We start from the raw sequence: 11,004 nt of genomic DNA, 5'->3' as shown, positions 1-11,004 counted from the left end.
AATGCCATCTCGATTGATGAGGTCATCGAGATAAAAGGCAAAGACAGACAGTAATAGACTAACGATTGCTGTACTGAACCTGATTTGTTGGAAACTTAGAGTGAAGGCGTTTTTATTTGCTGTGTTCATGGGGGATAACTTCTATCAAATCCTTGACACGGTTAACCTGTAAATCCTGCATACAACGATGATGCCCTTCCGGGCATATGCGTTGAAAACAAGGGCCACAGTCAACCTCTATTTGTAAAATTCGGGCATTATCAGCTAATGGTGGTGTAAAGGAGGGCGATGTGGGGCCATAGAGTGCGACTAAAGGGCGCTGCATGGCTGCTGCAATGTGCATCAAGCCTGAATCATTCGAGACAACTGAATCGGCAGTGCCAAGCAAGTCAATAGCATCTTCAAGCGTAGTCTTGCCTGTCAGATTGAATAAATTATCCTGCTTGTCGGTTGCAATGTGCTCTGTGATTTCCTCGGCTGTTTTTTGATCCGCTTTCGAACCCAAAATAATGATCTGCCAACCTTCTGTCAGGAAATGCTCTGCTAACGTCGCATAATGTTCAGGTGGCCACTGCTTAGCTGGACCAAACTCAGCACCGGGACACAAGATAAGCCGCGGCTGTCCAGCTTCGGGAGTCGGGTTAATCGCTGCTCTGGGTGATTCACTTTGCATCAAAGGTGGCATATAGCTTGGCGCTGCAGTTGCCTGTGACGCGGGATAGGCCAATGACACAAAGCGTTGCACCATCATAGGTAAAGCTTCTTTATCCAATGTGCGGATATCATTGAGCAGCCCATAACGCATTTCACCACGCCAACCGGTTCTCACTGGTATGCCCGCAAACCAGGGTATCAAGGCTGACTTCCACGAATTAGGCAACACGATTGCTTGATCATACTGCTTTTGAGCTATCTGAGTTGCCAGATTTTTTCGCTGTTTCCAGCCAAACGAGCCATGGTTGATAGGCATACTGATGGCCTCATTCACTTCTGGCATCCGTTGTAATAAAGGCCGTGTCCAGTCCATTGCAAGAACATCAATGATGACATTCGGTTTATCCGCTTTTAAAGCACGGAACAGGGATTGGGCCATTACCATATCCCCCACCCAGGATGGGCCGACAACCAGGATTTTATGGATGGCGGAATGATCGACGTTCATGACTTAGTGCAAGGTACTGTGAGCAATATAGATAAAAATAACGCCTGCCGCGATCAGAGAAATTTGTTGCAGGGTCTCTGAAGGGCGGACACGCGTATGCAGGCCAGGAATAAGATCGGCTACAGCCACATAGATAAAGCTGGATGCTGCCACTACCAGAATATAAGGCAGATAATGTTGCATATCAGCTAGAAGGAAGTAGGCCAGTAGTGCGCCTGCAACGGTGCCAAGGCTGGATAAGATATTAAAGTACAGGGCTTTTTTACGGCTAAAACCACTGTGTAATAAGATAACAAAATCGCCCAGCTCCTGAGGGATCTCATGGGCTGCGATGGCTAAAGCGGTGACAATACCTAAATGAATATCGGTCATGAATGCCGCTGTGATCAAGATACCATCAACAAAGTTATGGATTGTATCGCCGATAATAATTAAAGATCCGGCAGCTTCGTGTTTGTGATTGTGATCGCCATGATGATCCGGTCGGTTGAGTTCCGGGATTTGTTCATCCCCATGATGACTGTGGCAATGACGCCATAGCACCATTTTTTCTAACAGGAAAAATAGCAGCAAGCCAAGTAACAGGGTGAGCCCGATTTCATGAGAGTCAACGCTGTGTTGATGTTCGATTGCATGTGGCAGCAGACCAAGAAAAGAAGCACCCAATAAGGCACCGATCGCGAAGCTGACCAGATGCGGTACTGTAATAGCGCGGTGTTTGTCAGAGAGCAATAAAAAAGAGGAGGCGATCATCACGCTGAGTAGGCCGCCTAGGAGGCTGAAGCTGATGATCCAGGCTAATAAATCCATATTTATCCACGAACAAAAGTTAAGCTGATAATGATACCTTATTTACCTGAAAACCAAATAAGTGATGCCATTCTTCCTGTCACGCCGTCGCGTCGATATGAGAAAAAACGGTCTTCTTCTGTGACTGTGCAATGTTGGCCCCCACTGATGTTAACAATGCCTAGCGCGCTAAGACGCTGTTTTGCAAGTTGGTAAATATCCGCTAAATAATGGGTCGTATCACGCTTTTTAAACGCGCTTTCTGCGTCAGGTGATTGAGTGATAAAAGCATGGAAAACCTCTTCACCCACCTCAAACTGCTTAGGACCAATAGCGGGGCCCAGCCACACTAAGATATCGGACCGTGCACCTTTAAACTGCCTAACCGTGTTTTCCAACACGCCATTTAGCAAGCCTCGCCATCCCGCGTGTGCGGCGGCTATTTGCTTTCCCTGTTTGTCTGTGAATAAGACCGGTAAGCAATCTGCTGTCATGATGCTGCAGACCTGGTTTGGTTTCGAGCTGAAAATAGCATCTGCTTCAATATTTTCATGCCATTCATTAACATTAATCACATTGGTGCCATGAACCTGATTGAGCCAAACTGGCTCAGTGGGAAGCTCGGCATTATTTATTAAAAATGCACGGTTTTTCTCTATACGAGCAGGATCATCTCCTACGTGCGTGCCTAAGTTGAATGAGTCATACGGTGGCAGACTGAAGCCTCCCAGCCGTGTGGTTGATAAGGCTGTGACGCTATTGGGTGCCGGCCATTCTGGCATTATCAGTGAATCGGAAGTCATCAAGGTTATTCAGGTATGTTCAGGTAGTTTCGCCATTCATCAAATAATGTTCTGTCTATGGCCGCACAGCTTGAGCGTTGTTCCAAGCTGTTGCTGAATACAGCATTACCTTCAAGTGTACAGGCATAGGCTCCCGCTTCAGAGACAATCAAGTCTGCAGCAGCATAATCCCAGATATGTTGACCACCATGCAGATAAAGATGACCGCGTCCAGCAGCCAGCCAGCATAACTCCAAAGCAATTGAGCCCTGGTTGCGTTGTGAGCCATAGGGGCGATCACTTATTAGCTGTTTACCCAGTGCATTGGGCAAGCGCTTAAAGTCAATAAAGGCAATGCTTCTTTTGAGCTCCAGGCCCATGTTTTCGGCAATCATAGGCTTATCATTAAGCCAGGCGCCATGTCCTAAAACCGCAGTAAAACTCTCGTCACGAACGGGATCCAGAACCATCGCTGTGGTGACTTTACCTTTTTCGATTAAGGCAACGGAGACTGAAAAAAAGGGTAAGCCTGCAGCAAAGTTACTGGTGCCATCGATCGGGTCAACACACCAGAGTGGTTGCCCTGAATCCATTAAGGCCTGCTGCTCTTCGGGGGGCATTTCTTCTCCCAGTAAAGCGACGTCTGGGCATATTTCAGCGAGGCGTTGTTTTAAGTTATGCTGCATCGCTTTATCAGCTGTGGTGACAATACTGCCATCCTTTTTATATTGACGACTGACATTGTTGAATAACGGCATGATAGTGGCGTTTGCCACATCTCTCACAATCTGCTGAAGTTGCTGCCGGTCGATATCCATGTGTTTGAGTATAGCAGTGCTGGCCATAATTTAATTCATTCTGAGTGTCACAAGCTGTAAACTGCTGGAGTTATTTTGTTGCTATCGGCTATCAATGCGTATTCCCAGATTTTTCTGTTCATCATTAGATGCGTCACAAAAAACCATGATCTTGCCTGAGACGGTGCACCGTCATGCTGTTCAGGTGCTCAGGCTTAGAGTGGGAGCAGAAATTCGGCTGTTTGATGGTGATGGCCTTGAATTTGAAGCAATATTAACCGTCGCTGACCGAAAACGTTCTGAAGTCGAATTGGGTCAACAGCTTCATAATAACGCCGAGTCTCCGTTAAATATCACTTTGTTACAGGGTATCTCTCGCGGCGAAAGAATGGACTTTGCCATTCAAAAAGCCGTTGAGTTGGGTGTGACGAAGATTGTTCCTGTCATTACCGAACGCTGTAATGTGCAACTCAAATCAGATCGTGCAGAAAAAAGACATTTGCATTGGCAGGGCATTATGACCAGTGCCTGTGAGCAAAGCGGGCGGGCATTTTTACCCGTTCTGGGTGACATTGTTGATTTGCATGCCGCCATGAACAAGACAAACGATTCCTTGAGGTTAGTATTGGATCCGCAAGCTCAAAACAGCTTCAAAGATTTGCAACAAACCAGTCAACTAACTTTGCTGATAGGGCCGGAAGGGGGGTTAAGCGATGAGGAAATTGATGCCGCCATTAACAATGGTTTCACCGCTGTGCAATTTGGCCCGCGTATTTTAAGAACAGAAACAGCATCTACCGCAGCGCTTGCCGTTGTGCAAAGTCTGTGGGGTGATTTAGCATGAATGAAAGCACGATAATATTTCTGATTCTGGCAATATTGGGCTGGCTTTGGTGGGATAGTCGTGGCGTAGCAGAAAGAGCAACCGTTGCCGCTCGGGCTTATTGCAGTAACGCTGGTGTTACGTTTCTTAATGATACTGTGGCCTGGCAAAAAATCCGGCTTAAACGAAATCGACAGGGAAGAATGCAGTTTCATCGAACCTACTTTTTTGAGTTTGCCAGCGATATGCAACAGCGCTATCGTGGAGAAATTATTATGTTAGGGAAGAAAGTGGAGTCTGTCAGCCTTGATGTGTTTCGAGCCAGTTGACCGATAAACGCTGAGGAGATGCTATGCAAAATAAAACGGCTTTGCTTGTAGATGACTCACGCGTCGCCAGAATGACGCTAAGTAAACTGCTAAAAGCACAAGATTACGATGTGGTTGAATTAGATAGTGGTGAAGCAGCTCTGGGCTGGCTTCATACCACCTCCATCAACCCTAATATCATCTTCATGGACGTCACCATGGGGGGCATGGATGGTTTGACCACCTGTAAGGAAATCAAATCAAAGCCGGAATTTGCGACGGTTCCCGTCGTGATTTGTACCGGCAATGACTCTGAAGCTGGACTGGATACTGCCTTGGCTAGTGGTGCCGTTGCCATGTTATCCAAGCCACCCGCTGCGGATGCCCTGCAGGTCTTACTTGATGACGTTGCTGCCACCGCAGCCGAAGCAGAAGCTATCGGACTAACGGAAGGGGCTTCACAAGCTGCAGCTCAATCGAACGTTGATATCAACGCAATCCTAGAAGCAGTCCATGCTCAGTTGATGCCGGAACTGCAGCAGCAACTCCAAACTATGACGGCAGACATAAGTCGTGAGATCGCTGAGCAAACAGCTCAGGAAGCCAGCAATAAGCAAGGACTCAGTCTCATTCCCGAAATAACACGCCAGGTTTCTGATACGGCACAACAGCAGATGACTGAAATTAGAGACAGTCTTTCCAGTCAGGCGGATGAGGTTGTTTCAAGAGCCGCCGGCCTGGCCGTTGATAAAGCGATGGAAAGCTACGGTCTGACCGAAAAGCTCATGGTTACCCTGCGTAGTGAGGGACTGGACTGGTTGAATAAGCAACAAGACACGATAAAAGACACTTTACTCAAGCAGATCCAGCACGACTTGACGCCAATGGTCAGCCGCGCTCTTGATGAGCAGTTGGATGAACGCGTGTTACCGTTGGTAAAAGAACAAGTGGAGCAAACCCAGCAAGAGGCCGAAAGCAGGCAAAAAGAAAAGCTGACTCAGTTGGAAACGGAGTTGAAGCAGCAAAGGTTTATTGCGATTGGAGCGATAGCTCTGGCAGCGGCGGCGATAGTGCTTGCATTTCTTTGATGGATCTCAGTATGCGGCCTACCGTGCTTGAGGCACTCGCTTTTGGTCGAGCAGAGTTGAGTCCATCAATCAGTCCGGATGTGGATGCTCAGGTCATGCTTTGTCACGTTATGCAATGCAATCCTACCCGTCTGCATGTGTCACCTGAACTGGAACTTGATGATGAGCAATGGCAGCAATTCAGTCACTTGATTGATCGCCGCAAGCAGGGTGAACCAGTAGCACACCTGACCGGAAGTCGAGGCTTCTGGACATTAGATTTGCTGGTGGATAAATCAACCCTTATTCCACGACCTGATACTGAACTCTTGGTTTCACTGGCATTATCAAAAATTCAGCCTCAGATGAACGTGATTGATCTGGGTACCGGCACCGGAGCGATAGCTTTATCTTTAGCGGCAGAAAAAACCAGCATACAGGTGACGGCCAGTGATTATTCATTTGCCGCGTTACAACTTGCGAAAAAAAATGCCAGAAAGCATGCGCTAGACAATGTCAGCTTCATCAATATGTCCTGGCTGGCGGGTTTTCAGCCTGGAAGTTTTGATCTGGTGGTGTCGAATCCACCTTATATCGAAAAGCTGGATCCGCATCTCACTCAGGGAGATGTCAGATTTGAGCCTGTTTCAGCATTGGTTTCCGGAGAAGATGGTTTGGATGATATTCGCCAGATAGTGACACAGGCCGCCAAATGTCTTAAGCAGCATGGCTGGTTGTTGATCGAGCATGGTTTCGATCAATCAGCCCGGGTTCAGCAGTTATTTGCCGATGCCGGTTTTGACAAAATTTCGGCACATCAGGATTTTGGTGGACAGGATCGCGCAGTCATGGGCCAACTGACGTTATAATGTGGGTTTTGATCAAGTTAGCGTTTTGCCAATGAATGACGATCAACTTCTTCGCTATAGTCGGCATATCTTATTGCCGCAGCTGGATATTTCAGGTCAGCAAAAACTGATGGACAGCCACGTCATGATTATCGGTCTGGGCGGTTTAGGAGCGCCAGTATCGATGTATCTTGCAGCCTCAGGTGTCGGTAAGCTGACACTGGTGGATGATGATGAAGTTGAATTGTCCAACCTGCAACGTCAAGTTGTGCATGGGCAAAGCGATATTGGCCGCGAAAAGGTAGCTTCGGCTGCCGATAAATTACGCGAAATAAATCCGCAAGTCAGTTTACACTTAATAAATAGGCGTCTAGATAATGCGGCGCTAACGCAGGCTACTGCTGATGTGGATGTACTAGTTGATTGCAGCGATAATTTTAGCACTCGGTTTTTGCTTAACGAAGTGAGTCAAATGCAGAAGTTACCGTTGGTTTCCGGCGCAGCGATTCGGTTTGAAGCCCAGCTGACAGTCTACGATCCCCGCCAGGCTGGCAGTCCTTGCTATCGCTGTTTGTATGAAGACAAAGGTGAACTGGAAGAGAGTTGTTCAGAAAGTGGTGTTTTAGCGCCTATGCTTGCAATGGTGGGTGGCACACAAGCCGTTGAAACAATAAAACTTCTGACAGGCATTGGTGAAACGTTAGCGGGACGATTATTGCTGCTCGATGCTTTATCCATGCAATGGCGTGAAATCAAAATGAAGCAGGACCCTGATTGTCCTGTCTGTTCTCAGAATCAGGTAAAACAATGACACAAAAAACGGTCCAAATTCCCCGTCCGCTGGTAAACCAGCTTTTACATCAAGCACAGCTATCTCCGGCACAGGAAGTCTGCGGTCTGATTGGTCAGCTAGGCCAGCAGTGTGAATGCTATCCGATTGAGAATGTCGCCATGGATGCCAGCGTGCTGTTTGCCTTGAATGCCAGTGAGCAATTAGCTGCATTCAAATCCATGCGGCAGAAAGGGCAGTCTTTATTTGCGATTTATCATTCTCATCCAAGCAGTCCTCCGATTCCCTCGGTCATTGATATTGAAGACGCCAACTACACCGATGCTTTGTATCTGATCATTTCATTGAACACCAAAGGCGTGCTGGAAATGCGGGGATTTTATCTGAAAGACAAAGAAACTGAGGAAGTTGAGCTGATTATATGAGTCAAGAACTAAGCCATTCAGGACTGGAACAAGCGGCTGAAATCGCCTTAGAACAAGCAAAAAAACTGGGCGCGACTTCAGCTGAAGTGGGATTAAGTCACAGTGAAGGCCTGTCAGTCACTGTTCGCCAGCGCGAAGTGGAAACGCTGGAACATAATAATGACACTGGCCTCGGCATTACCGTTTTTTTTGGTCAGAGTAAGGCGTCATCCAGTACCTCAGATTTAAGCCCTGCAGCCATTAATGAGGCTGTTCAGGCGGCCTGTAATATCGCCAAGCACACCCAGGCTGATGAGGCCGCCGGTCTGGCAGATGCCCAACTGATGGCAAGCAATTTACCGGATTTATCGCTGGATCATCCATGGAATCTTGACGTTGATAAAGCCATTAAACTGGCTACCTTGTGTGAACAGGCCGGACTAGACTCAGATTCACGCATCAGTAACTCTGAAGGGGCGACAGTCTCCAGTCATCGTGGCCAACGTCTTTATGCCAATAGTCATGGCTTTGTTGGGGCGACACAAAGTAGCCGGCACGGTGTTTCTGCCAGTTTGATAGCGCAGGACGAGCGTGGCATGCAACGTGATTACTGGTATGACATGGCGCGTGATGCCAACGACCTGGCCTCAGTAGAATCGGTCGGTTTAAGAGCGGCTCAACGCACGCTGTCACGATTGGGGGCGGGCGAAGTGAAAACCGGATCTTACCCGGTTTTATTTGCTGCAGATGTAGCCCCGAGCTTTTTCGGCCAACTGATTGCTGCTATTCGGGGTGGTGCCTTATACCGTAAAGCCTCTTTTTTATTGGATAAACGTGGTGAACAGATTTTCCCTGATTTTGTTCATATCCATGAACAACCACTTTTACTAAAAGCGCTCGGCAGTGCCGCATTCGATGCAGAAGGTGTGGCCACCGCTGATCGCGATATTATTCGTGATGGCGTGCTGCAGGGGTATGTGTTGGATAGTTATGCAGCCAGAAGGCTGGGCATGACGACGACTGCCAATGCGGGAGGAGTTCATAACCTGACCATTGATAGCACGACGCAAGCGGGCTTTGACGAGCTGGTTCGTCAAATGGATAAAGGCATTATCGTGACCGAGACTATGGGAATGGGCGTCAACATCGTTAATGGTGACTATTCTCAGGGGGCGGCTGGTTTTTGGGTGGAAAAGGGTGAGATTCAATATCCCGTTGATGAATTCACTATCGCCAGCAATCTGCAGGATATGTTTTGGGGCTTGCTTGCCGTGGGTAATGATATTGATCTGCGTGGAAACACCCGGTGTGGCTCTGTTTTGTTGGATAAAATGATGATCGCGGCCGCTTAGTCAGCTGAGTAGAATAACGAAATAACCGATGTGATATCAGTCAGCTCCATCAAGCCAAACAGGCTGGAAAATTGTTGTCGTAATTCCTGCACTTTATGCGGTCGTTGCTGACGCAGCTGGAGGAGCTGAGCAGATAAATCGGATTCAATATGGGCCTCATTGCCACTTAAACACTGTAATACACAGTGATGAACAGTGAATGCCTCAGCAGCTAAACCGCGTTGAATAAACAAGGTCTTATCCCGGCTGTGATTGAAATCTTGTTCAAACGCCAAGCTCCACTGACCTTGTGAGTTCCGGTAGGTATAGATCGTTGTTTCGAGCGTTATTTGATCATGATTTAATGCTTTGAGCATATCGCTTATCCGGCGTAATTCAGGGCGAATTGCAAACCATAAGCCACTATCAGTGTCTTCAACCGCGTTGCTGGTGGTTTTGCCCACCAGGCTTATATCCCTATATCCTTGAGGATTCATGCCCAGAAACACGGGCGCTGAGGTTAAATCTGGACTCAGCTTGGAGCTGAACAAACGGCTTTCTGCGGCTTGAATAACATCATTGTGATCGGTCTTCAGTTTGTCTTGGTTCTGAGCGATGACCCATTGAAAAAAGTCATTAAGACTCTCTGGACAGTTATTTTTGACCCGCTGCAAACCTAGCTTTAACTGCTTGTTCCATAGTTGTTTGTTTTTAACCTGATAGGGAATATTTTGCAGCTTGACCTTTTTAGTCAGGGTTTGCCAACGGGTGAAATCAATGCTGATACGTTGATTCGGTAAAATAGGGATATCAGCAGGCACGTTCAATGACATTCCCTCTGCCGAGACGTCGAGAGTTTCAAGCTGCAACTGTTCATCGCCAATATGCAAAATGATTGGTGTCCGGATGTAAAACCGTGAAAGATCACGCTGGATATGTTCTTTTAGGCTGCCGGGTGGAGGCAAGGTCTCGTTCAGAGGGTTTTTTAAGATCTGTAAGCCACTCAATGTCGAGTGATTGACGGCCTCACGGGCTTTTGTGTTGCTAAAACTGTTTGTCAGATCAAGCACTGTGACGTGAGAGCGTATAGCTTTGAGTTTTGTTTCCAGGTGTTGGGCATAGTCGCCATCTCGCTCTCGAATGACCGCTATTTCAGCCGCAATATCGTCCTTATCCAGACGGGTTTTTTTAGTCTGCAACCAGAGAAGATGACTGCTATCTTGCTCTAAATGCCAGTTAATCAATTTTTTTACCGATGTGTGTTGGCTTAAGAGGCAACTGTAACTATTGTCAGCACCAATAACGGCAATCACATCTTGTGATGAACCCACCAATTGCATAAAGGGCAGTCGTTCCAATATATGCGGATAAATGGACGGACCGAATATTTCTGCTGCTGCTGGCATCATATGCATAGCCAGTAAAGGTTGAGTTACATTGTCAGACCCCAGCCAGAGTATGGGAAGACTCAAGCGCGACAACCAGACACGCTGATAAAACTGGCTTTGCAGGTTGATGAGTTGATCATCAATATCGAGTTGACGTTGTGCTCCACGTTCAGATAACCAGGACTGTAATGTGCTATCAAATGTCTCGTCCTGTTGTGCGAGGCTTAACACAGCGGTGGTGTAGCGTTGATCATGATCCAGCTTAATGATTTGATACACTGCCGTAGTAGGTATGATGACATTCTCTTCAAGCGGAAAATCACTGAATTCAATTCTGACAATATCATCCAGATGGAGTGAGTAAGTGCGTTTAAAAGCAACCCGTAACGCCCGGCTGGCCATGTCTACGGTGTGGCCGTTGTATAACACATCATCAAGGCGCAGCTTTATCGGTGTGCTGAACGTAATACGTTGTTCACTTCGTTCAAGCGCCTTATCCAGACTGAGATAAAGCG

General features: G+C 47.3%; 12 protein-coding genes. 7 read left to right on the top strand and 5 right to left on the bottom strand.

Annotated elements, in window-relative coordinates; translation table 11 throughout:
- Positions 1-112: 112 nt before the first annotated feature.
- The 4 genes from waaF to ACTF5U_RS09840 are packed head-to-tail and all read right to left on the bottom strand — an operon-like array spanning position 113 to position 3,578.
- Positions 113-1,162, bottom strand: a complete 1,050-nt coding sequence (gene waaF, locus ACTF5U_RS09855; protein WP_438971458.1) for a lipopolysaccharide heptosyltransferase II — start codon at positions 1,160-1,162, stop codon at positions 113-115.
- 3 nt (positions 1,163-1,165) lie between these two features.
- Positions 1,166-1,972 carry a ZIP family metal transporter gene (locus tag ACTF5U_RS09850; RefSeq protein ID WP_438971457.1) on the bottom strand — a complete coding sequence of 269 codons (807 nt, stop codon included), beginning with the start codon at positions 1,970-1,972 and terminating at the stop codon, positions 1,166-1,168.
- A 38-nt stretch (positions 1,973-2,010) separates the two neighbouring features.
- The gene (pgeF, locus tag ACTF5U_RS09845; RefSeq protein WP_438971456.1) at positions 2,011-2,754 is read right to left on the bottom strand and encodes a peptidoglycan editing factor PgeF; all 744 of its coding nucleotides are present in this window, start codon (positions 2,752-2,754) and stop codon (positions 2,011-2,013) included.
- Between the two features lie 5 nt (positions 2,755-2,759).
- Complete coding sequence (locus tag ACTF5U_RS09840; RefSeq protein ID WP_438971455.1) at positions 2,760-3,578, bottom strand: inositol monophosphatase family protein; 819 nt, start codon at positions 3,576-3,578, stop codon at positions 2,760-2,762.
- Positions 3,579-3,645: 67 nt separating this feature from the next.
- Here ACTF5U_RS09840 and ACTF5U_RS09835 point away from each other — a divergent pair, with 67 nt between their 5' ends.
- From ACTF5U_RS09835 to pmbA, 7 genes are read left to right on the top strand one after another with little or no spacing between them, the layout of a single operon-like run.
- The gene (locus ACTF5U_RS09835; RefSeq protein WP_438971454.1) at positions 3,646-4,374 is read left to right on the top strand and encodes a 16S rRNA (uracil(1498)-N(3))-methyltransferase; all 729 of its coding nucleotides are present in this window, start codon (positions 3,646-3,648) and stop codon (positions 4,372-4,374) included.
- Positions 4,371-4,682: a DUF3301 domain-containing protein gene (locus ACTF5U_RS09830; RefSeq protein ID WP_438971453.1), complete on the top strand. Its 312-nt coding sequence runs from the start codon at positions 4,371-4,373 to the stop codon at positions 4,680-4,682. Before ACTF5U_RS09835 ends, ACTF5U_RS09830 begins: the two co-directional genes overlap by 4 nt.
- Positions 4,683-4,705: 23 nt before the next feature.
- The gene (locus tag ACTF5U_RS09825) at positions 4,706-5,749 is read left to right on the top strand and encodes a response regulator (protein WP_438971452.1); all 1,044 of its coding nucleotides are present in this window, start codon (positions 4,706-4,708) and stop codon (positions 5,747-5,749) included.
- Between the two features lie 11 nt (positions 5,750-5,760).
- Complete coding sequence (prmC, locus tag ACTF5U_RS09820) at positions 5,761-6,597, top strand: peptide chain release factor N(5)-glutamine methyltransferase (protein ID WP_438971451.1); 837 nt, start codon at positions 5,761-5,763, stop codon at positions 6,595-6,597.
- 31 nt (positions 6,598-6,628) lie between these two features.
- On the top strand, positions 6,629-7,387 hold the full coding sequence (locus ACTF5U_RS09815) for a HesA/MoeB/ThiF family protein (protein WP_438971450.1): 759 nt from the start codon (positions 6,629-6,631) through the stop codon (positions 7,385-7,387).
- Entirely contained in the window at positions 7,384-7,791 is a 408-nt protein-coding gene (locus tag ACTF5U_RS09810; RefSeq protein WP_438971449.1) for a M67 family metallopeptidase, read from the top strand. The genes ACTF5U_RS09815 and ACTF5U_RS09810 overlap by 4 nt, the downstream gene beginning before the upstream one ends.
- The gene (pmbA, locus tag ACTF5U_RS09805) at positions 7,788-9,122 is read left to right on the top strand and encodes a metalloprotease PmbA (protein ID WP_438971448.1); all 1,335 of its coding nucleotides are present in this window, start codon (positions 7,788-7,790) and stop codon (positions 9,120-9,122) included. Before ACTF5U_RS09810 ends, pmbA begins: the two co-directional genes overlap by 4 nt.
- Here the strand turns inward: pmbA and ACTF5U_RS09800 are convergent.
- Positions 9,119-11,004, bottom strand: a 1,886-nt coding sequence (locus tag ACTF5U_RS09800; RefSeq protein WP_438971447.1) for a PilZ domain-containing protein, incomplete at its 5' end; no start/stop codon positions are given. The two genes, pmbA and ACTF5U_RS09800, sit on opposite strands and share 4 nt — an antisense overlap.

The organism is Methylophaga sp. (assembly GCF_965655755.1).
Lineage (GTDB): Bacteria > Pseudomonadota > Gammaproteobacteria > Nitrosococcales > Methylophagaceae > Methylophaga.
Note: the sequence above shows the minus strand (reverse complement) of the source record. Positions and strands in the feature narration are given on the sequence as shown.

Coding starts and splice junctions, on each gene's coding strand:
- ACTF5U_RS09825 (WP_438971452.1), top strand. CDS start 4,706: ATGCAAAATAAAACGGCTTTGCTTGTAGATGACTCACGCGTCGCCAGA.
- pgeF (WP_438971456.1), bottom strand. CDS start 2,754: ATGACTTCCGATTCACTGATAATGCCAGAATGGCCGGCACCCAATAGC.
- ACTF5U_RS09815 (WP_438971450.1), top strand. CDS start 6,629: ATGAATGACGATCAACTTCTTCGCTATAGTCGGCATATCTTATTGCCG.
- ACTF5U_RS09850 (WP_438971457.1), bottom strand. CDS start 1,972: ATGGATTTATTAGCCTGGATCATCAGCTTCAGCCTCCTAGGCGGCCTA.
- ACTF5U_RS09835 (WP_438971454.1), top strand. CDS start 3,646: ATGCGTATTCCCAGATTTTTCTGTTCATCATTAGATGCGTCACAAAAA.
- ACTF5U_RS09810 (WP_438971449.1), top strand. CDS start 7,384: ATGACACAAAAAACGGTCCAAATTCCCCGTCCGCTGGTAAACCAGCTT.
- waaF (WP_438971458.1), bottom strand. CDS start 1,162: ATGAACGTCGATCATTCCGCCATCCATAAAATCCTGGTTGTCGGCCCA.
- ACTF5U_RS09840 (WP_438971455.1), bottom strand. CDS start 3,578: ATGGCCAGCACTGCTATACTCAAACACATGGATATCGACCGGCAGCAA.
- prmC (WP_438971451.1), top strand. CDS start 5,761: ATGCGGCCTACCGTGCTTGAGGCACTCGCTTTTGGTCGAGCAGAGTTG.
- ACTF5U_RS09830 (WP_438971453.1), top strand. CDS start 4,371: ATGAATGAAAGCACGATAATATTTCTGATTCTGGCAATATTGGGCTGG.
- pmbA (WP_438971448.1), top strand. CDS start 7,788: ATGAGTCAAGAACTAAGCCATTCAGGACTGGAACAAGCGGCTGAAATC.